The sequence below is a fragment of the Flavobacterium sp. 21.1 genome, from assembly GCF_057801535.1.
In genome coordinates this window covers 242,831-265,526 of sequence record NZ_JBYNXA010000001.1, presented here as the reverse complement: position 1 = coordinate 265,526, position 22,696 = coordinate 242,831, and the positions used below count along the sequence as shown (strand labels likewise).

Sequence of the window (22,696 nt, the reverse complement as noted above, 5' to 3'; positions counted from 1 at the left end):
AACAAGAATCAGGTTATTCTTTAGGAAATCATATGTTTTATTTACTAAATTTATTAAAAACAAATTTGTAATGTCCGAAAGTATTAAGAGAATAGGAGTGCTGACTTCAGGCGGTGATGCTCCCGGAATGAATGCCGCCATACGTTCTGTTGTACGAACCTGTGCCTTTCATAAAGTGGAATGCATGGGAATTTATCGCGGATTTCAAGGCATGATTGAAGGAGATATAATGGAAATGGGACCCAGAGCCGTGAAAAACATTGTCAATAAAGGAGGGACCATATTAAAGTCGGCCCGATCCATGGATTTCATGACTCCGGAAGGACGAAAAAAAGCCTATCAAAATCTTAAGAAAAACGGCATTGATGCTTTGGTTATAATCGGGGGAGACGGAAGTTTTACCGGTGGTTTGGTCTTCAACAATGAATTTGGTTTCCCCATCATGGGAATTCCCGGAACGATCGACAATGATATTTTCGGAACAAAATACACGCTTGGTTACGATACCGCTCTTAATACGGTTGTGGAAGCCATTGACAAGATACGTGATACCGCCAATTCGCACAATCGGTTGTTTTTCGTGGAAGTTATGGGACGTGATGCCGGTCACATCGCCTTAAACGCCGGTATTGGAGCAGGTGCCGAAGAAATTCTCATTCCCGAAGAAAATTTGGGTTTGGATCGCTTACTGGAATCACTTAAAAAAAGTAAAGTTTCGGGGAAATCATCTAGTATTGTTGTAGTTTCCGAGGGAGATAAAATCGGGAAAAACGTATTCGAATTAAAAGATTACGTAGAAGAAAATTTGCCTGAATATGAGGTTCGCGTTTCCGTTCTTGGTCACATGCAGCGCGGCGGCTCACCCTCGTGTTTTGATAGGGTACTCGCATCCCGCTTAGGGGTAAAAGCAGTTGAATCATTACTGGAAGGAAAAACAAATTTCATGGTAGGAATTCAATGCGATACCATAGAACTGACGCCGCTGGAACAGGCTGTGAAAGGTAAATCTAAAATAGATGAGGAATTACTGAGAGTCTCAGATATCATGTCTACCTAATCAAAAATATATAATTTAAAGATAACAACGACTGCAGTATGGAAAGCTCATTTCTGCAGGCATAAGAAAAGTGCAATATGACGAAAGTAAAATTAGGAATTAACGGTTTTGGAAGGATAGGACGTGTAGTGTTCCGTGAATCCATCAATAGAGATAATATAGAAGTTGTGGCCATTAACGATTTGTTGACGGTGGATCACCTGGCATATTTGTTACGATATGACTCAGTTCACGGCAGATTTAAAGGGAAAATCGAAGTTAAGGACGGACGCTTATTCGTAAATGACAAAGAAATCCGTGTAACTGCCGAAAAAAATCCTGCTCTTTTAAAATGGGATGAAGTTGGCGTAGATGTGGTTGCGGAATGCACGGGGCTTTTTACCACTGTTGAAACGGCCTACGATCATATCAAGGGAGGAGCCAAAAAGGTGATAATCTCAGCACCTTCAAACGATGCGCCGACTTTCGTAATGGGAGTTAATCACGAAAAAGTAAAACCCACTGATGTAATCGTTTCCAACGCTTCCTGTACAACCAATTGTTTAGCGCCATTGGCCAAAGTATTACACGATAATTTTGAAATTGTCGAAGGTTTAATGACGACCATTCATGCTACGACAGGAACGCAGTTAACCGTCGACGGGCCGTCCAGAAGAGACTTCAGAGGAGGAAGATCAGCGTTAGTGAATATAATTCCTGCTTCAACAGGAGCTGCAAAAGCGGTTACAAAGGTAATTCCTGCGCTTGAAGGTAAATTAACAGGTATGTCAATGCGTGTGCCGGTTACGGATGTTTCAGTAGTGGATTTGACTGTTAAACTGAAAAAATCGACGACCTATGACGAAATCATGAATGTCCTGAAAAACGCGTCGGAAACTTCAATGAGCGGAATCATGGGCTATACTTCAGATGATGTTGTTTCCCAGGATTTTATTTCAGATCCGCGTACGTGTATTGTTGATGCTAATGCCGGAATTGGACTGAATTCCACTTTCTATAAGATTGTTGCATGGTACGATAACGAATATGGCTATTCTTCAAAATTGATAGATCTGTCAGTATATATTGCAAACTTGTAAAAAAATAGTATTTTTACTGAATTCCGTGGTAAAACGGGATTTTTTATAAACAGCACATATGAAATTAGTTGTAGACAGTGGTTCCACAAAAGCGGATTGGATTGCTTTGGATGAAAACGGAGATATTCAGTTCACAGCAAGTACTTTAGGTTTAAATCCGGAAGTCCTGACAAAGGAAGAAGTAATCAATCGGATCAATAATCGATTCGACATTGCTCAGAATGCACCTATCGTAAAAGAAGTCTATTTTTACGGAGCCGGTTGCGGAACCGACCGAATGAAAAATCATTTAAGTGAAATTCTTCACGAATATTTTCCTAATGCATATGTGGAAGTTAAAGAAGATACCTATGCAGCAGTATTTGCAACAACGCCAAGAGGCGAGAAGGCCATTGTATGTATTTTAGGAACAGGTTCCAATTGTAGTTATTACGACGGCCACGATTTGCATCAGAAAGTACAGTCCCTGGGTTATCTTGCGATGGATGATTGCAGCGGAAACCAATTCGGACGCCATCTGATTCGCGCTTATTATTTTAATACAATGCCAAAAGCATTAGCTGAAGTTTTCGAAAAAGAATACGATCTGGATGCGGATGTCATCAAACATAATTTATACAAAGAACCAAACCCTAATGCATATCTGGCAACTTTTGCCAAATTCCTGATTCAGCATAGAGAGGATGAATTCCTTCAGAAAATCATTCTGAATGATATGCAGAATTTTGTTGATTTCTATATCACTCAATATGAAAACTGCAGGGAAGTTCCGGTACATTTCATTGGTTCGATTGCTTATTATTTAAGAGACGAACTGGAATTGGTTTTATCCAAAAACGGCATGAAATTAGGGAATGTATATCGCAAGCCGATTGACGGTTTAATAAATTATCATTCCGTTCCGCAACAATAAGCAGATTTCGATCTAAAAGAAAACACCCTTATGAAACTATATTCATAAGGGTGTTTTCTTTTGCGGTTATTGTAAACATTAGGAAGGATTTACAAACACCTTTATTTTTATTTTATCGCAATCATTGAGATTTCAACATTGACATTTTTTGGAAGACAGGCTACCTGAACCGTTTCACGTGCCGGGGCAGTTTTTTCATCAAAATAACTACCATAAACGGAATTGATTCGTGCAAAATCATTCATGTCACTGATGAAAATAGAAGATTTTATTACATTCTCAAAAGTCATTTCTGCGGCATCCAAAACAGCTTTCATGTTTTCCATAACCTGTTTGGTTTCGGTTTCGATATCATCCATAACCAAGTCCCCGTTAGCAGGATTGATCGCGATCTGTCCCGAAGTATAAAGCGTGTTTCCAACCAAAACCGCCTGGTTATAAGGTCCGATCGGAGCCGGTGCTTTTTCTGTAAAAATTATTTTTTTCATATTTTATTAAACTTTGATTTCAGTTTACGTGAAGTAAATCACATGGAACTTCTTTCGTTTTTTATATTATCGTTTATCCCTTCTCTCTTTTCTCCTGCTTCTTGTCTCTTGCCTCTAATCTATCTCAAAGTTCTGTCCGGTAAATTACGTTTCTCGTATTTGATGTCGCTTAAAACAGAAGACTTGATACCTATGAAGAATCCCCAGTTGGTATAAGGAGCAATCGGAACCCAGTTAAAACTCATTCTCCAGCTCAATAAATCTCGTTCAAATCGCAATTGGGTAAAAGTTACTCCTTTCTGCGCAAAATCATATCCTGAAGAGAATCCCATTTTCCATCTTGGCGTTAAGTCAAGGTCACCGGCCACCATTAATGAGTTTCCTACTATTTCGTTTTCACGATTCATATTCGAATAAGTCAGGGAGTACGCCAGGGTTAAATTCCATGGAATCTTCAATGAATAAAATTCTGAATCTTCGCTGTCCTTATTTTTTTTGTCGTCTTTTTTGAAAAGACTCTGCCTCTGATCACTAAGGTCCGTTCCGCGACCAAATAAATTGTCTTCACGACCTCCGTTTAATACTGTTTGCTGTGACGCATCACCTTTTGACTTTCCGTCAGCACTCGAAAGCGCATAATTTATCGTCATATTGGCTGAAGTCATTCTGAAAAGACTTCCGCCGTTGTCAATATTGAATTTGTCGATTCGTGTTCCGGAATTATCGATCGCATAAGGATCTAAAGTAGTTCCGAAGTTCAGATTTAACTTGTTGTCAAAAAACTGGGTTCCTCCCGATATGTTCATTGGTGACCAGCGTAAAGAGTCTGCTGCAATATTATAACTTGTCGAAAAGTTTAAATTATTAAGTAACATCACCTTTTTAGGTTCTGTTTTGGTTTCGTCTTTGTCGCGTACTTTAGCCTCAAAAGTATTACTTAAAGCCATTCCAATTCTGTTGGATTTGACTTTGGCAGGTGAACCGAAAATTCCCTCTTCAAAACGCGTATATTCTCCAAATGTGGTTCCTGTAGCATCAATCGGGTAAGTGTCGTAATATTGGTCAAAACTCGGTAAATAATCATATCGGACAGACGGTCGCATCACATGTCGTATAGCCTGGATTTTTTTGTCATCGCCAAATTTAAAAGTACCATATATGGTAGTTCCTACCTGAGTTCCGAAGTTATAGGTTCGGTATGCGTCAAAACCATTTACGCGAGTTGTTTCGACTTCATTGGTTTCGGTATTAAAATCTTTTTTGATCGTCTCAAAATACCACACTTCGTTATAGGAAGTACTTGCCGTTACACTGAAGTATTTAAAAACTTTAAAGTTTGTACTGATTGGAATAGAATGCTGGATTCCGTTTTTAGCTGTGTCAAACATTCCCGGTTTGAAGAAAAGGGAATCTGTTGTTCTGATTCTGTTCTCTCCTCTGAAATTGTACTGGAAATTGATGTTCTTTAAGATTCCTTTCTTAACACCGTCTTTTGGTGCGAAAGGGAAGATACGGTCTACACTGGCCTGAATCGTAGGCAATGTCATGTCGATTTGTTCCGTATTGGTATTTTGGGAATGTGTCGCCGTAACCGAAAAGTTAACCTGTGGAACCGTCTGAAATGTTTTTGAATAGGCGATCGAGGAACTTAGGTTATTATTTAATGATGATCCGATATTGGACTGATTGTATGACTGGCGGAAGTACTGGCTACTACCAAGATTGACTGAAGCAGAAAATCTCGAGTTCGGACTGGCTTTAGGATCCTGACTGTGCGACCACTGAATGTTGTATTGTTTTGATCGGGAATAATCCGGGAATCCTTTTTCGCTGTTGATCTGGTTTTCAAATCGAAGGTTGACCCTTCCGTTGAAATTATAACGTTTGGCATAACTGCTTTCCGTTCGGAATGCATAACTGCCGTTAGTGTAATAATCCCCCAAAACGGATAAATCGACATAATCACTTATCGCAAAGTAATAACCTCCGTTTTGAAAATAATAACCTTTCTGCTCAGTGTCTCCGAAAGTCGGGATAATAAACCCGGAAACTGATTTTTCACTCATAGGAAAATAAGCGAAAGGCAAGGCAAGAGGCGTGGGAACATCCGCAATTACCATATTGGTGAAACCGGTAACCACTTTTTTTCTTGGTACAAATTTGATCTTTCTGGCAAGAAAATAATATTCAGGATCCTCAATATTTTCAGATGTCGTAAATCGGGCATTTCGCATGAAATAAACCGAATCGTTTTCTCTTTTGCTTACTTCGGCCTTTACTCTAAACTCACCTTGTTGCGTTCTTGAATTCCAAACCAGTGCTTTTTTAGTTTTAGTGTTGAAGCGGATGGAATCAGGTTCAATGACATTGTCTCCCTGTTTGAAAACCGGATTTTGAGTGTAATTTCCTAAGCTGTCTTTGATTCTTCCGGCATATACTTCATCCTTGTCGTAATTCAGGACTATAATTCCGGCTTTAAGTTCAATGTCTTTATAATATAGTTCGGCTTCATTATAAAGTGTCAGTTCTTTCTTTTTCTGATCGATTTTTTCGTAATCTTTTGCTTTACGTTTTACGATTCCTTCCAGTAAAGGCTTCTTTTTTTTAATACTGTCGTTCTTGACCGTATCTGCAGGTTTGAGAATGTCCGGAACGCCTACAATTAAGCTATCTTTCTGTTTTACAGCAGGTACAGAAATTGTTTTGGAAGGGATTTCCTGAGCTTGAAGTTCAAAATTTCCAAGTGTTAGGAAAATTGATAATAAAACGATATGAAATAAGTTTGTACGCAACGCTTTTAATACTATTTTTGTAAAAATGTGGCTTAATTTTTGACGGGTCAAACTTACATATATTTTTCGTCAAAATTAAGCATTTAGTAAAATATAATCATTCGGAATTATTAGCTCATATATGCCAAATAAAGTTAAAGTATATTTATATTTATTCGTACTGTTGGTGCCGGGTTTTCTGTTTTCACAATCTAAGTTTAGAGTTGTTTTGGACGCAGGTCACGGAGGTAAGGATCACGGGGCTATTAAAAACGGATTGAGAGAGAAGGAAATAGCGCTTGATGTGGTGCTGCGTGTCGGAAAGATTTTAAGCGGCAATAAAGATATAGAGGTGATATATTCAAGGAAAACCGATGTTTTTGTTGAATTAAGGGAAAGAGCGGATAAAGCGAACAAAGCCAAAGCGAATCTCTTTGTTTCTGTGCATTGTAATTCAAATAATTCGTCATCTCCTTATGGTTCATTGACTCTGGTAATGGGGCTTTCACGAAAATCCACTAATCTGGAGATTGCAAAAACAGAGAATTCCGTGATATTTCAGGAAGCGAATTACAAAAAGAACTATAAAGGGTTTAATCCGAATAATCCGGAAACACTTATAGGTCTTAAGCTTTTACAGGAAGAGTCATTGAATTCAAGTATCAATCTGGCAAGCTTGATCCAAAACAAATTTGAAAACAAGCTAAACAGAAAGAATAAAGGAGTACATCAACAGCCGTTATGGGTCTTAGATGCTACTTGTATGCCCGGTGTGCTTATCGAACTTGGTTTTATCTCTAATAAGAAAGAAGCTAAATATTTAGGTTCAGAGCAGGGGAAGAATGAGATGGCAAAAGCAATTGCCCAATCGATTCTTCAATATAAGGAAGAGCATTTTTCAGGTTCCGGATCATACGGTAAAGAAGAAACCGTTTCGGTTAAAGATGAACCTAAATCGGAGGAAACTTCGCCAAAGAAAAATATAGGTAAAAATTATAAAGTTCAGATCGGAACAAGCAAAAAGAAAGTAGCCACTACGCCTTCGAATTTTAAAGGACTGAAAAACGTCACCAGGATTTTCGAAAATGGGTATTATAAATATTTTTACGGCAGCGTGGATACTACTTCCGATTGTGAAAAATTGTTAGCTGAGGCTAAAAAGAAAGGATATGATTCGGCTTTTATTGTCTCGGACAATGAAAATAAATAATAAATAAGGAGTATGAAAATGAATGTGTTTTTTAAAATGACTTTATTGGCCGCATTACTTGCTACAGGAGTAAGTCAGGCTCAAAATAATGCGAGATTCAGAGTTGTTCTTGATGCCGGTCACGGGGGGAACGACTTTGGAGCAACTTATCACGGTTATGTGGAAAAGAATAACGCTTTGAATGTTGTTCTTAAAGTAGGTAAAATTTTGGAAGCGGATACCGGAACTCAGGTAATCTATACCCGCCAGACAGACGTTTTCATTCCTCTAGATGAGCGTGCTGATATCGCAAATAAATCCAAGGCAGATATTTTTGTATCCATCCACTGTAACGCCAATAAAAATCAGGCGGCCAGCGGTACTGAGACTTACGTGATGGGGGTAACCAGAAATGCTGCTAACCTGGAAGTTGCGAAAAAAGAGAATGAGGTGGTTACCATGGAGAAAGATTATAAGATTAAATATGATGGTTATGATCCAAATTCTCCGGAATCTGTAATCGGTATGACCGTTATCCAGGAAGAATATCTTGATCAGAGTATTGAACTTGCAGGCGGTATTCAGGAAGGTTTCGAAGAAGGCCTAAGCCGAAAAAGCCGAGGCGTGAAACAGGCTGGTTTCCTGGTATTACGAAAAATCTACATGCCCCGCGTACTTATAGAAATGGGATTCGTTTCCAATAAGGAGGAAGGTGCTTTTTTGAGTTCTGATGAAGGGCAGGAGCAAATCGCACAAGCCATTGCTAAAGCGATCCTTGATTATAAAAAAGAATATTTCGTACCGGGAACGGAAGAATATGTACCGGTAGAACGACCAAAAACTGAAGTACTTCAAAAAATAGATACTCAAAAAAATAAGATTGATACTCCTAAAGTAAAAGAGATTAAACCCGTAATCGATAATGGAACCGTTTTTAAAATTCAGATTTCGGCCAGTAATAAAAAGATGGATTTAATCCCAAGTAACTTTAATGGCCTGAGTACGATTTCAATGGAAGACGATGGGAACATAATCAAATACTTCTACGGAAATACAAAAGATCATAATGAAGCTAAAAAATTATTAGAAGAAGCAAAAGCAAAAGGATATGGTTCCTCTTTTATTGTAGCCTATAAAAATGGTCAAAAAGTGTCTTTAAAGGACGCTTTACGATAATATAAAACCATTCTAAACTATTTTGTTTTAATTTTGTTAAAAAATTTTTGATTTTGAAAATTACTAGAGAAGTAAAAACCGCAATTTTAGTCATTGGGTCCATCTTGTTATTCTTTTGGGGATACAGCTTTTTAAAAGGGAAAAACTTATTTGACACTACCAGAAAATTTTATGTTGTATATGATAATGTTGAAGGATTAGCGCCTTCTGCAGCAGTAACCATTAACGGATTGGTTGTTGGAAAAGTCAGTACGATAACAATTCAGGAAAAAACAGGTAAATTGTTGGTGGAACTCCAAATGGACAACGATCTTCCAATTGCAAAATCGAGTACAGCCAGTATCTATGAGCCGGGCTTTATCGGAGGTAAGCAAATCGCTATTAATCCGAATTTCCAGGACACTAATTATGCAAAATCTGGGGACTATCTTCAACCTAAAATTATATTAGGGCTGACAGCTTCTTTGGAGAAGAATCTTGCACCTATTCAGGAAAAATTGAATGCTGTTCTTGCCAATGCAGATAAATTGGTGACAAACATCAATGACATTCTGGATGCGAAAACAAAAACAAATCTTAAGCAGACGATCGCTCAGCTAAATTCTACGATGACCAACTTCAATTCGGTGTCCGGAAATCTGGATAAAATCGTAGCTGATAATAAGGATAAATTGGGATCAGTAGTAACGAATTTAGATAAGACTACCGGTAATTTCTCTAAAATTTCAGAAGATCTTGAAAAAGCTAAATTAGGGGAAACCGTTAAAAATCTTGAACAAACATTGGTTAATGTCAACAAAATGCTTGCCGATATGGAATCCGGAAAAGGAACCATGGGTAAACTTATGAAAGACGACGCCATGTATAATAACCTGACAAAAGCTTCTAAAGAATTGGAATTACTGTTACAGGACGTACGTCTGCATCCGACACGTTATGTTAACGTTTCCATGTTCGGTAAGAAAGAGAAACCTTATGTAGCACCTAAAGAAGAACAACCTAAAAAATAGAACTATTTATAATCAAGCCTATGAATTATTTAGACAATATATTGTTTGCGGTACTTCTTGTTTTAGGAGGGGGATATTTTGCGGGAAATGTTAAAAAACTAATCCGTAACATTAAGCTGGGTCGCGATGTAAATCGTTCGGATAATCCTTCTGAGCGTTGGAGAAATATGGCGATGATTGCGTTAGGACAGTCTAAAATGGTACGCAGACCCGTTGCCGGTTTCCTTCACATATTAGTGTATTTGGGATTCATCATTATCAATATTGAAGTTCTGGAAATCGTAATTGATGGTCTTTTTGGGACGCATCGTGTGTTTTCCTTTATGGGCGGATTTTATGATTTTCTGATAGGATCTTTTGAAATTCTGGCATTATTGGTTATTGTAGCTGTAGTTACTTTCTGGATCAGACGAAATGTTGTAAAACTTAAGCGTTTTATTCACGGTGATTTAAAAGGATGGCCAAGAAATGACGCAAATTACATTCTGTATTTCGAGACAGTATTAATGACATTATTCCTTTTGATGAATGCTGCTGATTTGCATTTACAATCAATTCCTGCTCCGGGTTACGAAAGTGCCGGTGCTTTTCCGATTTCCCAATTTATCGCTCCAATTTTCAATGGAATGTCTGAAAGTTTAGTGCACTTAATTGAAAAAGGAGCATGGTGGGTTCACATTGCAGGTATTTTAGTTTTCTTAAACTATTTGTACTTCTCCAAGCATTTGCACATTTTACTTGCGTTTCCAAATACCTATTTTGCAAATTTGAAACCGCAGGGACAATTCGATAATCTTGAATCGGTTACCAATGAAGTAAAACTGATGATGGATCCTAATGCTGATCCTTTCGCGGCGCCGGCTCCGGATGCTGAAGCGGCTCATGTTAAATTTGGTGCGAGCGATGTACAGGATTTAAACTGGGTACAGTTATTGAATGCTTACACCTGTACAGAATGTGGTCGTTGTACCTCTTCTTGTCCGGCGAATCAAACGGGTAAAAAATTATCGCCTCGTAAGATCATGATGGATACCAGAGACCGTTTGGAAGAAGTGGGAAGAAATATCGACAGCAATAAAGGTGTTTTTGTTCCGGATGGAAAATCGTTACTGAACGATTATATCACTCCGGAGGAACTTTGGGCTTGTACTTCATGTAATGCTTGTGTGGAAGAATGTCCGGTTAATATCAGTCCACTGTCCATTATTATGGATATGAGACGTTATTTGGTAATGGAACAAAGTGCTGCACCAAAAGAATTGAATGCAATGATGACCAACATCGAAAATAACGGTGCGCCATGGCAGTACAACCAGATGGACCGTTTAAACTGGAAAGACGAAGCATAATTAATCAAATTAAAAACTTTGCAAGCGGCTTCATGCTGATTTGCAACTAATATAGAATATATGTCAGCAAATATAGTAGTACCTACAATGGCCGAAATGATGGCTCAAGGAAAACAACCGGATGTGTTGTTTTGGGTTGGTTGTTCGGGAAGTTTTGATGATAGAGCAAAGAAGATCACAAAAGCGTTTGTGAAACTTTTAAATCAGGCCAATGTTTCGTTCGCGGTTTTAGGAACGGAAGAAAGTTGTAATGGTGATCCTGCCAAAAGAGCAGGAAATGAGTTTTTGTTTCAGATGCAGGCGATGACCAATATCGAAGTAATGAATACATACGAGATCAAAAAGATCGTTACGGCTTGCCCTCACTGCTTTAATACCATTAAAAATGAATATCCTGAGTTGGGAGGAAACTATGAAGTGATTCACCACACCGAATTCTTAAAATCATTATTGGATGAAGGTCGTTTGTCCATTCAAGGAGGTCAGTTCAAAGGTAAGAGAATCACGTTCCATGATCCTTGTTATTTAGGACGTGCCAACAATGTTTATGAAGCGCCGCGTGATTTGATCCAAAAATTGGATGCGGAGTTGGTTGAAATGAAACGCTCAAAGCGAAACGGTTTATGTTGTGGAGCTGGAGGTGCACAAATGTTTAAAGAACCTGAAAAGGGAGATAAAGACATTAATGTTGAACGTACAGAGGATGCTTTGGAAACAAAACCGGATATCATTGCAGCGGGCTGCCCATTCTGTAATACCATGTTAACTGACGGAATCAAATTTAAGGAAAAAGAAGGTTCAATCAGAGTAATGGATGTTGCCGAATTGATTGCAAATGCTCAAGATTTATAGGATTTTCTTTTGTACAATAAATAAAAAAGCCACATTTTTTGTGGCTTTTTTATTACGGTTTTCTTTCGTCGATGGAAGTTGTTTTTTTGTCGATTCTGATGTCTTTCGTCAATTTAAATAACACTTTATCGGATTTATTTATAAGATCGGATTTCAAAAAGTAATTTGGCTAAGCAATTAAGAAACAAGGGGTCATGAAACAAAATTACGTAACACAAACAGTATGTGTGGCTATATTACTGTTTGTACAGATTGGGTATTCCCAAGTGGGGATAGGGACAACTAATCCGTTATCAACACTGCATGTGCAGGGAACGATGAGGGTAACGAACACAGACAATACAACCACGACAACAAAATTGACGGGGACTTGTGCGCAAGGTATTGTTTCTGATATTCAAGTTGGGCCAAATTTGTCACTGATTAATAATGTGTTGAGTGCGGCTGGTACTGATAATTCTTCGTACAGAGTCGCGGCGATCAAAATGCTTACACCGGTATCAAATTATGTATTTGATAATCTTAATTTGGATCTTAACGGCGCTAATGCTGGTGTAGCGGTTTTTAGGTTATACGGTTCCACACAAAATTTTAACATCCGTGGAATTACTGGCGGAACAGATGGTAGACATATTATCCTGTATAACTCTTCCGCGGTAAATATGAAAATGGAGCATTTGATGTCATCTACTGCAGCAAACACTATAGATACCATTGGTTCGTCTACGTCAACTAGCGGAGTAGGTACTGTTGAAATGGTATATGACGGAGCTGCGTCAAAATGGATTGTTATCAGTATTAGGGATTGATTAAAAATAGGGGTTAGTTATAATTGTGGCAAAAAACCATTGTATTCTTACAGATGCAATGGTTTTTTTTATGCTAAAAAAAAATTAAGTTTTCGGCATTCTAATTCTAAAAGGTTATTTTTGTGGTTTACTTAAAAATTATGTACGTAGATTTTAATACACTTCCCGAAGAATCAAGAATTTGGATTTATCAGTCTAACAGAAAATTTTCTGATGATGAGATTGCTGAGATTGAAGCTTCCTTAAAAAATTTTATAGAAGAATGGACTGCTCATGGTAGTGGCCTTCATGCGTCCTTCGTGACAAAATACAATCGTTTTATCGTGTTGGCTATCGATCAGACAATTCACGCGGCAACCGGATGTTCTATTGATGCTTCGGTTGGATTTATCCAAAGTCTGGAGAAAAAATACGAAGTAGATTTATTAGACAAAATGAATGTTACTTTCAAATTAGGAGAACATATTTCGTACAAGCCGTTGATCGATTTCAAGAAAATGGCCAAAGAAAAAGCAGTTTCCGAAAATACTGTTGTTTTCAATAATCTCGTTAATACAATTGGAGAATGGCAGGATTTTTGGGAAGTTCCGGCTAAAGAAAGTTGGCATAACCGATTTTTTTAAGACAAGATCCAAGATTCAATAATCACCAAGTGTTTTTAAATGAGATATTTCCTTTTTATAATAGTTTTTATAAGCCAGTTTGCCTTTGCCCAGGACGAAATTTATTTCAATAACCATACGTTAGCGAGAGAGAAAGTCTGGGTAGACAGCATTTACAATCAACTTACTTTTGAGGAAAAAGTGGGCCAGCTTTTTATGGTTGCCGCTTATTCTAACAAAGATGCCGAGCATGTGAAGTCGATTGATAAACTTATAGAAGATTATAAAATCGGTGGTCTTATCTTTTTTCAGGGCGGGCCGATCCGTCAGGCAAAACTGACCAACAGATATCAGTCAAAATCAAAAATTCCTCTTTTTGTAGGTATTGATGCTGAATGGGGATTAAGTATGCGTCTTGATTCGACTTACCGCTATCCTTGGAATATGACCTTAGGTGCGGTTCAGGATCTGAAACTCATCGAAAAAATGGGTAAGCAGATGGCTAAGCAAACAAAACGTCTCGGACTGCAGTTCAATTTCGCTCCGGTTTTGGATATCAATACCAATCCGAACAATCCGATTATCGGGAATCGTTCCTTCGGAGAAAATAAAGAAAATGTTACTAATAGAGCATTGGCTCTGATGAAGGGAATTCAGAGTGAAGGAGTCTTTGCAACAGGGAAACATTTCCCGGGTCACGGAGATACCGCAACGGATTCCCATCATACCTTGCCATCTGTCAATTTTTCCAAAGAGCGTTTGAATGAGGTAGAATTTTATCCCTATAAAAAACTTTTCAAAGAAGGATTGGCAAGTGTTATGGTCGCGCATTTGAATGTTCCGAGTCTTGAATCAAGAGAAGGATATCCAACTTCAATATCTTATCACGTTGTTACCGATGTTTTGCAGAAAGAACTGGGTTTTAACGGATTGATTTTTACGGATGCCTTGAATATGAAGGGTGCCAGCAATTTCAAGCAACCCGGCGATATTGATCTGGAAGCTTTTCTCGCAGGAAACGATATTTTGCTTTTCGCGGAAAATGTTCCGGTGGCAGTGGATAAATTCTGTAATGCATATTATACTGACAGTTTAATTACTGATGCACGTTTAGAGCAGTCAGTTAAAAAGATCCTTAAGTATAAATTCAGATCCGGATTATCAAATTACAAGCCAATTGAGCTTAATAACCTATACGAAGATCTGAACGCACCGGAATATGAAGATCTGAATTATGAATTGTACGAAAGTGCCATAACCGTTTTAAAAAAGGAAGAAAACCACTTTCCTATCAAAAAAGTTGAAAACGAAAAAATAGCATATATTAAACTTGGTGATGATAAAAACCAGGCTTTTTTGAATTCGTTAAAAACCTATGCACCCGTGACCGAAGTTTATGTGGATAGTATTCACCTGCTTCTGAAGGAACTGAAAGGATATTCAAAAGTGATCGTCGGTTTCCATAAAGCAGACGGAGCATGGAAAAAACACAATTTCGAAACAAATGAGCTGGCACTTCTGGATTCGATTTCAAAGCATAACAATGTTACTTTAGCTGTTTTTGCAAAACCTTATACTTTGTTGCCGATTTATTATTTCGGAAATATTAAAAATGTAGTTCTGGCATATCAGAACAACGACATTGCTCAAACAGTTGCCGGAGAGATTATTTTTGGAGCTACAGAAGCAAAAGGTAAAATTCCGGTTTCTATCAATAATTTCTTTAAAGTTGGTGATGGCTTTAAAACAATCAAGACAAACAATATTTTGTCCTTTTCAACTCCGCAAAGAGTGGGGATGAATCCTAAAATACTATCGAAAATTGATATTCTCGCTCAAAAAGCTCTTGACGGAAATATGACACCGGGAATGCAGATTTTGGTAGCCAGAAGAGGAAAAGTGATTTATCAGAAATCATTCGGATATCAGGACTATACAAAAAAGGTGAAAGTGACAAATCAGGATGTTTATGATCTTGCTTCATTGACAAAAATCCTATCCACATTACCAAACCTGATGCAGCTTTATGACAGGCATAAGATAACTTTGGAAACAAAACTGGGTGATATGCTGCCGGTATTTGAAAATACAGATAAAAAAAATATTCATTTAAAAGAATTACTGACGCATCAGGCAGGATTGCAGGCTTGGATTCCATTTTACCAGTCAACGCTTGACAGTACAAAACATCCTTCCAAAAAATATTACAGAAAAACATATTCTTCTGAATTTCCATTACAGGTTTCCGAGAATTTATTTTTGAAAAGAACTTACAATGATACCATTATGAAACGTATCGCAGAGAGTAAACTGTTGCCAACGAAACAATACAAGTACAGCGACTTTACTTTTATAATTCTGAAAGAATATCTTGAAAAAACGTCACATCATTCACTGGATTATTTAAGTCAGAATAATTTTTATAAAACAATGGGGATGAGTACGATGACCTATAATCCGTTGAGAAAAATGGATATTAGCCTTATTCCTCCTACAGAAATGGATAACTATTTCAGATATACAAAAGTGCAGGGTTACGTTCATGATATGGCTGCCGCTATGCAAGATGGAGTAGGAGGTCACGCCGGATTGTTTTCAAATTCCATGGATGTTGCCAAAATGATGCAGATGTATCTGCAAAAAGGGCAGTATGGTGATCATGAATATTTTTCGGATAAAACATTTGATGTTTTCAATACTTGCTACTACTGCAGTACCGGAAACCGCCGCGGATTGGGCTTTGATAAACCGCAGCTGAGTGGGGAAGGACCAACATGTGGCTGTACTTCAATGTCAAGCTTCGGACATACAGGATTTACTGGAACCATTGCCTGGGCTGATCCGAAAGAAGAATTGGTTTATATCTTTTTATCGAACAGAACCTTTCCGAATGCCGCTGAAAACAAATTGTCGAAAGGAAATATCAGAGAAGATATCCAGAAAGTAATTTATGAATCGATTGTAAAATAATTTTTTTACATTAGATAAAAATTCAATTTTGATGCAATCAACAGCAAAAGCATCTCAGGAATATATTGAGTCGTTGCCGGAAGACAGACGAATAGCTATCGAAAAACTTCGTTCGGTAATTTTAAATAATCTGCCAAAAGGATTTAAGGAAACCATGGGTTATGGAATGTTAGGGTATGTAGTGCCACATTCGACTTATCCGAATGGTTATCACTGCAAACCTGAGACGCCGCTTCCGTTTTTGAATATTGCTTCTCAAAAGAATTTCATTGCAGTATATCATATGGGCATTTATTCCGACAAGAATTTGCTGGATTGGTTTACCGCCGAGTATGCAAAACGCGTCAAAACGAAATTGGACATGGGTAAAAGCTGTATCCGATTTAAAAAAATGGATCAGATTCCGTTTGATCTGCTTGGAGAATTGTTTCAGAAAATGACTGTGGAAGACTGGATTTCAAAATACGAGTCGATTTTAAATCAGAGTTCAAAACAACGTTAATATTATCTAAAAGTAAGGCAAACCCTTACTTTTTTGCTTTAAATTAGTGTCCACTTAAAACAAGAAAATGAAGATTGCAATCGTATGTTACCCGACCTTTGGCGGTAGTGGTGTTGTTGCTACTGAATTAGGCTTAGAGCTTGCCCGTCGCGGTCATGAAGTCCATTTTATAACGTACAGTCAGCCAGTTCGTTTAGCACTTTTAAATCCGAATATCCATTATCACGAAGTAAACGTACCGGAGTATCCGTTGTTTCATTATCAGCCTTATGAATTGGCATTGTCAAGTAAATTAGTTGATATGGTAAAGCTTCATAAAATAGAAGTTTTGCATGTTCATTATGCGATTCCTCATGCCTATGCCGGTTATATGGCTAAACAAATGCTGAAAAGCGAAGGGATAAAAATTCCGATGATTACCACTTTGCACGGTACGGACATAACTTTGGTAGGTAATCATCCGTTTTACAAACCCGCTGTGACATTCAGTATCAACAAGTCGGATTATGTTACATCAGTTTCCCAAAGTCTGAAAGATGAAACATACCGACTGTTCGATATTAAAAGGGAAATTGAGGTAATTCCGAATTTTATTGAAATAGGACAAGAACCAGGTGATTTCACTGGAGATTGTGAACGTTCTGTGATGGCAAACGAAAATCAGAAGATCATTACGCACATATCAAATTTCAGAAAAGTTAAACGCATTCCTGATGTTATTAAGGTGTTTTATGAAATCCAAAAGCAGATTCCGTCGAAATTAATGATGGTAGGAGAAGGGCCGGAGCGTGAAGTTGCCGAGCAAATGTGCGAAGACTTAAAAATCGAGGATAAGGTTATTTTCTTCGGAAACAGTAATGAAATTGACAAAATTTTAAGTTTTTCAGATTTGTTTTTATTGCCGTCTGAAACGGAAAGTTTTGGTTTGGCCGCATTAGAAGCCATGGCTAGTGGCGTCCCTGTTATTTCAAGTAATTCGGGCGGTTTGCCGGAAGTTAACAAACAAGGGTTTTCAGGTTATCTGAGTGATGTAGGCGATGTGGAATCTATGGCAAAAAATGCCATTTCAATATTAGCAGAAGATTCCGAACTGTTTAAGTTTAAGAGAAATGCTTTTGAACTGGCAAAGGAATTTGATATCATGAATATCATGCCTATTTATGAAGATCTCTACCAACGGGCTATAAAAAAGTTTAAATAAAAAAGGCTGTCTTTCTGGGACAGCCTTTTTTTTGATATTAAATTTTAGAAACGATATCTGGCACTTAAACCGAAATCGGCACCGTACGGATTGTCTCTTACGTCGTTATATTCAGAACTTACGTAAATTTCAGGACGTAAGTCGAATGAAAGCTGTAACGGAAAATCAAAATTGTATTCAATACCAATATCTCCTGTAGCGATTAAGAACGCGCCTGAATCATCGTGGTCATAATAGTAATCATGACCGTGATCGTGATAGTAGTGATCGCTGTTCCATAAACCGACTCCAATTCCAGGACCCGCGTACCATTTGAATCCTTTTTCAATGTTCCAAACCCACTGATAAATTCCCGTTAATTTTACGGCGTTATAGTGCTCTGAATCATTCCATCCGAAATCAAATTCAAGACGGTTTTTGGTAGATACCCATCTTTGGTAAGATACTTCGGCACCAAATCCATCGTTATCGCCTAAACGCAAACCAATAGCATTCTTTAATTTTTGTGCTTGTGCTCCATAGGATAATCCCATTAGCATTACTGTGGATAAGATTAATTTCTTCATAGGTAATTTGTTTTAGCGAATCAATATGTCTTTTTTCAGGCAATTGTTCCGCATAAGATTTGAGATTGTTTTTATTAGTTAACTCCCAAACGTCATTTTAATTAATTAATTGTGTGTATCTAAAAATTCTTCTTGCACACGTGTGTCTGTCGCAGGTATACCCAATTGCGTAGCCATACTTTCATTTATGGTGTACGTTGTAATCGTTTTAGAATAAGCTACACCGATACCGTCAGCCAAATATTGGGTAGAGGTTACAACATCCTGCGCCGGTAAAACAGTAACTGTGAAGCCTGACAATACTGTTGTTACAGTTACATTCAAGACAATTTTTGAAGTTCTCACGTTTGTATAAGTCTCACCTCTGGGAGTAGTAAAACTTGATAAGCTTTGACCTCCTTTAGATTTTAAAGTATAGTTTATTGTTAGAGGTAATCCTGAAACAGTTTGTTGGAATGAACCTGATTTTGTGGAAAGAACTTCGTCTGTGCCTGCATTTTTCTTGAAGATGATAAAGTCAACCAATGAAAGATCTAATCCGATTGGTAATTGCTGCCCTTGCGCTAATGATAACTCACCGGTTAGCAGTAGTTTGTTGTCTGATTCTCGTACACCATTGTTTCTTAAAGAAGAAGAGTAAAAGCCGGTAGCCACATCATCTTTGGTTTTGAATTCCTTATATGTTTTTCCTGACATGACGATATCACCATTTATGTATAATGAATCTCTGGTGTCAGGCATTGCTTCTTCAGCAACATCGTACGTCCAATATTTGCCCGTGCTTAACGGAACGGTAAAATTTGTATCGGGATTGTTGTTTCCGTCGTTGGAATCGTCGGAAGAACAGGAAAAAAACAGTCCGCTAGCGATAGCGGCTAATAGGTAGATTCTTTTTTTCATTTTTTTGGTTATTGATTAGCTTGGCTAATATAGTAAAAATGAAAAATCATCTTTATTTTTTTGTTAAAATATTTGTTAGACTTAGTTGCTCCGCAAGCTTTTCTTCAAATTGAAAATATTCTGTGTCTTCCTCCGGAATGCTGTTTCGTTCATGTCTGTACAGTTTCCATCTTTTTTTATTGTATTCCAATGCCGTTAGATTTTCGATCCAATCACCTGAATTAAGATAAGTTACCGATCCTTTCTTGTTCTGACGCTCTTCAATTTTTGGCTCGTGTATATGTCCGCATATCACGTAATCATAATGTTTGTCAATGGCCAGTTCGGATGCGGTAGTTTCAAAATCGGAGATGAATTTTACAGCTTTTTTGACACTGGCTTTTACTTTTTTGGAAAGCGAGTAAGGTTCTTTACCGATTTTTACCAGGCACCAGTTTATAAAACGGTTTAGTAAAATGAGGTAATCATAGCCCATTCCGCCGAGTTTGGCTATCCATTTTGCATGAGTAACGGAATTGTCAAAAATATCGCCGTGAAAAAACCATCCTTTTTTCCCGTCCATTTCCAATACCAATTTGTCGGTAATCGAGAAATTACCCATTTTGGTGTCGCTAAATTTGCGCAACATTTCATCATGATTTCCTGTAATATAATACACCTTGGTTCCTTTGGACGTAAAGTCGATAATTTTTTTGATAATTTTTAAATGTGATTTTGGGAAATATGATTTTCTAAATTGCCAGATATCAATGATATCTCCGTTGAGTATGAGTGTTTTGGGTTTGATTGTTTTTAGGTAGTCCAGTAATTCATGGGCGTGGCAACCGTATGTGCCAAGATGTACATCTGAAATGACAACAATTTCAACAGTTCTTTTTTTCAATGGCATGTTTTATTGCAAAAGAAGTAATTGAATATAAATTAGATGTTATTCAAATATTAAGGAATGTTTACTTGAGAAAGAAAAACGAGGCTTATTTTTAAATTTTATCTTGAAAAAACTTATATTTGTTTAAATAACAGCAAAAAATATGGCAGGAAACTCATTTGGAAATATTTTTAAACTGATGACTTTTGGAGAGTCACACGGGGAAGCCCTTGGCGGAATAATTGACGGATGCCCTCCCGGTATTGAATTGAACTTCGAAGGCATTCAAAAAGAAATGGAAAGAAGGAAGCCAGGTCAATCTGCAATTGTTACCCAACGTAAAGAGGCTGATGAAGTACAGTTTCTTTCCGGGATATTTGAAGGAAAAACTACCGGTACACCGATTGGATTCGTAATTCCGAACACTAATCAGAAATCAGATGATTATTCGCACATTAAAGATACCTATCGTCCCAGCCATGCCGATTATGTTTACGAAAAGAAATACGGAATAAGAGATTATCGCGGCGGTGGAAGAAGTTCTGCCCGGGAAACCGCGAGTCGTGTGGTTGCCGGGGCTATTGCCAAGCATATTATTCCGGAAATTAAAATCACTGCTTTTGTTTCGTCTGTGGGAGAGTTGTTTATTGATAAACCTTATCAGGAACTGGATTTTTCGTTAATTGAAAGTAATCCCGTGCGTTGTCCGGATATTGAGACTGCAGCCAAAATGGAAGAGTATATCAAAAAAATAAAAAAAGAAGGAGATACCGTTGGAGGAACAATTACCTGCGTGATACAAAATGTTCCTATTGGATTGGGTGAGCCTGTATTTGATAAGCTTCATGCGGAATTAGGGAAGGCGATGCTTTCCATAAATGCAGTTAAAGGTTTTGAATACGGAAGCGGATTTTGCGGTGCCAGAATGAGAGGCAGTGAACACAACGATTTGTACAACCCGGACGGGACGACCAAAACTAATTTGTCGGGCGGAATCCAGGGCGGTATTTCAAACGGGATGGATATTTATTTTCGGGTAGCTTTCAAGCCGGTTGCTACTTTAATCCAAAAACAGGAAGTATTGGACAATCAGGGAAATCTGCTCGAACAACAAGGTAAGGGCAGGCATGATCCTTGTGTTGTGCCAAGAGCTGTTCCTATTGTTGAAGCGATGGCGGCACTGGTTTTAGCGGATTATCATCTTTTGAGTATGCGATAGGGAGTTATTTCATTGAAATTTATTTGTAAAATTTGAAGTAGGTTTGTTTAAAGTTGATATTTTGTCGATTTTTTATGGTTTTTTAACGATAAGTTGTGTTAAAAAACTGTCAATTTGATAATTGATTAAGAAAAAAAAATTATCTTAGTGTAATCAACAAAAAAACTACTTTTATGAAAAAACTTTTACTTTTATCTTCATTATTCGTTTCATCACTTGGATTTTCCCAGGTAACACTTTTTCAGGATAGCTTCGATACATATACTGACTTCTTGATTACCGGTTTTGGACAATGGGGAAGTCTTGATTTGGATATGCTTAGTACATATACCGGAGGAACAGTAGCGGATCCTGCTTGGCCTAACGCCGGCGCGCCGCAGGCATTTCAGATTTTCAATCCAACCACAGCTTTGACCCAAAATGGGACGGGAAACTGTACAACTACGGAAAACCTTAATTTTACGCCAAGAACCGGAGCTAAATATGCCGCTTGCTGGGCAGGAGTTCCTTCATCAAACGGACAAACTGCTACTGCAAATAATGATTGGTTGATCAGTCCTCCTATCAGTTTAGTCGGAGCAACAGCACCACAGTTGAGTTTTTGGTATAAAGCTTTGTCAGATTGTTATGGTGCTGAAAAATTTACCATTGGAATTTATATCGGCAGCGGTAATCCAACGCAGTCTTCAGATTTTACACTACTTACACCGCTACCTGTTTCTGCGGCTACTTATACTGCCTGGACAGAACGTACTCAATCATTAAATACTTATATCGGACAGACAATTAGAATTGGTATCCACTGTATTTCTGATGACAGATACATGTTTCAGGTAGATGATTTTAAAGTTACTGCGACTACTTTAGCAACAGATAGTTTTGTTTCCTCTAAATTTTCGGTTTATCCAAATCCGGCAGACAATATCTTAAATGTTTCTAACAACGGTAATATTCAGATAAATAAAGTATCAATCACAGATATTAACGGTAGAACAGTTAAAGCAATGAATTTTGATGCTGTAAACGAAACTCAGATTGGTATCTCTGAATTAAATCAGGGCGTTTATTTTATGACTATTGATACTAACGAAGGTATTGTGACAAAGAAAATTATGAAAAAATAAGAATTTCGTTATATTTTAAAAAAAAAGCCTTGAATTTATCAAGGCTTTTTT

At 37.7% G+C, this 22,696-nt stretch carries 20 protein-coding genes; 15 read left to right on the top strand and 5 right to left on the bottom strand.

The features are described 5' to 3' along the window. The first annotated feature begins 70 nt into the window (after positions 1-70). The 3 genes from pfkA (at position 71) to AC3E9U_RS01175 (ending at position 3,049) form a co-directional block, all read left to right on the top strand. Positions 71-1,057, top strand: a complete 987-nt coding sequence (gene pfkA, locus AC3E9U_RS01185) for a 6-phosphofructokinase (protein ID WP_488745078.1) — start codon at positions 71-73, stop codon at positions 1,055-1,057. Positions 1,058-1,134: 77 nt separating this feature from the next. After that, entirely contained in the window at positions 1,135-2,136 is a 1,002-nt protein-coding gene (gene gap / locus AC3E9U_RS01180; protein WP_488745077.1) for a type I glyceraldehyde-3-phosphate dehydrogenase, read from the top strand. A 58-nt stretch (positions 2,137-2,194) separates the two neighbouring features. Continuing rightward, positions 2,195-3,049, top strand: a complete 855-nt coding sequence (locus AC3E9U_RS01175; RefSeq protein WP_488745076.1) for an N-acetylglucosamine kinase — start codon at positions 2,195-2,197, stop codon at positions 3,047-3,049. Between the two features lie 107 nt (positions 3,050-3,156). Here AC3E9U_RS01175 and AC3E9U_RS01170 read toward each other — a convergent pair whose 3' ends face one another. After that, positions 3,157-3,537, bottom strand: a complete 381-nt coding sequence (locus AC3E9U_RS01170) for a RidA family protein (RefSeq protein ID WP_488745075.1) — start codon at positions 3,535-3,537, stop codon at positions 3,157-3,159. A 119-nt stretch (positions 3,538-3,656) separates the two neighbouring features. Continuing rightward, the gene (locus AC3E9U_RS01165; RefSeq protein WP_488745074.1) at positions 3,657-6,329 is read right to left on the bottom strand and encodes a putative LPS assembly protein LptD; all 2,673 of its coding nucleotides are present in this window, start codon (positions 6,327-6,329) and stop codon (positions 3,657-3,659) included. 121 nt (positions 6,330-6,450) lie between these two features. Between AC3E9U_RS01165 and AC3E9U_RS01160 the strand changes: the two genes are divergently transcribed. The 10 genes from AC3E9U_RS01160 to bshA all read left to right on the top strand — a co-directional run bounded on the left by AC3E9U_RS01160 (position 6,451) and on the right by bshA (position 17,968). Next, complete coding sequence (locus AC3E9U_RS01160) at positions 6,451-7,518, top strand: N-acetylmuramoyl-L-alanine amidase family protein (RefSeq protein ID WP_488745073.1); 1,068 nt, start codon at positions 6,451-6,453, stop codon at positions 7,516-7,518. A gap of 12 nt (positions 7,519-7,530) precedes the next feature. Further along, positions 7,531-8,673 (top strand): N-acetylmuramoyl-L-alanine amidase family protein, encoded by a 1,143-nt coding sequence (locus AC3E9U_RS01155; protein ID WP_488745072.1) that lies wholly within the window; start codon positions 7,531-7,533, stop codon positions 8,671-8,673. A gap of 53 nt (positions 8,674-8,726) precedes the next feature. Then, the gene (locus tag AC3E9U_RS01150) at positions 8,727-9,683 is read left to right on the top strand and encodes an MlaD family protein (RefSeq protein WP_488745071.1); all 957 of its coding nucleotides are present in this window, start codon (positions 8,727-8,729) and stop codon (positions 9,681-9,683) included. A gap of 20 nt (positions 9,684-9,703) precedes the next feature. Next, positions 9,704-11,032 (top strand): 4Fe-4S dicluster domain-containing protein, encoded by a 1,329-nt coding sequence (locus AC3E9U_RS01145; protein WP_488745070.1) that lies wholly within the window; start codon positions 9,704-9,706, stop codon positions 11,030-11,032. Positions 11,033-11,092: 60 nt separating this feature from the next. Then, on the top strand, positions 11,093-11,884 hold the full coding sequence (locus AC3E9U_RS01140) for a (Fe-S)-binding protein (protein WP_488745069.1): 792 nt from the start codon (positions 11,093-11,095) through the stop codon (positions 11,882-11,884). A gap of 194 nt (positions 11,885-12,078) precedes the next feature. After that, positions 12,079-12,693 (top strand): hypothetical protein, encoded by a 615-nt coding sequence (locus AC3E9U_RS01135; protein WP_488745068.1) that lies wholly within the window; start codon positions 12,079-12,081, stop codon positions 12,691-12,693. Positions 12,694-12,833: 140 nt separating this feature from the next. Then, complete coding sequence (locus AC3E9U_RS01130) at positions 12,834-13,316, top strand: ABC transporter ATPase (RefSeq protein ID WP_488745067.1); 483 nt, start codon at positions 12,834-12,836, stop codon at positions 13,314-13,316. A 39-nt stretch (positions 13,317-13,355) separates the two neighbouring features. After that, a complete protein-coding gene (locus AC3E9U_RS01125) occupies positions 13,356-16,265 on the top strand; it encodes a serine hydrolase domain-containing protein (RefSeq protein ID WP_488745066.1) in 2,910 nt (969 codons plus the stop codon). 31 nt (positions 16,266-16,296) lie between these two features. After that, complete coding sequence (locus tag AC3E9U_RS01120) at positions 16,297-16,767, top strand: DUF1801 domain-containing protein (RefSeq protein ID WP_488745065.1); 471 nt, start codon at positions 16,297-16,299, stop codon at positions 16,765-16,767. Between the two features lie 67 nt (positions 16,768-16,834). Continuing rightward, entirely contained in the window at positions 16,835-17,968 is a 1,134-nt protein-coding gene (gene bshA / locus AC3E9U_RS01115) for an N-acetyl-alpha-D-glucosaminyl L-malate synthase BshA (RefSeq protein ID WP_488745064.1), read from the top strand. 44 nt (positions 17,969-18,012) lie between these two features. Here bshA and AC3E9U_RS01110 read toward each other — a convergent pair whose 3' ends face one another. From AC3E9U_RS01110 to AC3E9U_RS01100, 3 genes are all read right to left on the bottom strand, one after another. After that, entirely contained in the window at positions 18,013-18,534 is a 522-nt protein-coding gene (locus AC3E9U_RS01110) for a hypothetical protein (protein ID WP_488745063.1), read from the bottom strand. 105 nt (positions 18,535-18,639) lie between these two features. Continuing rightward, positions 18,640-19,434 (bottom strand): hypothetical protein, encoded by a 795-nt coding sequence (locus tag AC3E9U_RS01105; protein WP_488745062.1) that lies wholly within the window; start codon positions 19,432-19,434, stop codon positions 18,640-18,642. A 52-nt stretch (positions 19,435-19,486) separates the two neighbouring features. Next, complete coding sequence (locus tag AC3E9U_RS01100; RefSeq protein WP_488745492.1) at positions 19,487-20,317, bottom strand: UDP-2,3-diacylglucosamine diphosphatase; 831 nt, start codon at positions 20,315-20,317, stop codon at positions 19,487-19,489. A 148-nt stretch (positions 20,318-20,465) separates the two neighbouring features. Between AC3E9U_RS01100 and aroC the strand changes: the two genes are divergently transcribed. Both aroC and AC3E9U_RS01090 read left to right on the top strand, forming a co-directional pair. Further along, positions 20,466-21,521, top strand: coding sequence for a chorismate synthase (gene aroC / locus AC3E9U_RS01095; protein ID WP_488745061.1), 1,056 nt, complete (start codon positions 20,466-20,468; stop codon positions 21,519-21,521). Positions 21,522-21,694: 173 nt separating this feature from the next. Beyond that, positions 21,695-22,645, top strand: coding sequence for a T9SS type A sorting domain-containing protein (locus tag AC3E9U_RS01090; RefSeq protein ID WP_488745060.1), 951 nt, complete (start codon positions 21,695-21,697; stop codon positions 22,643-22,645). Positions 22,646-22,696 lie beyond the last annotated feature (51 nt).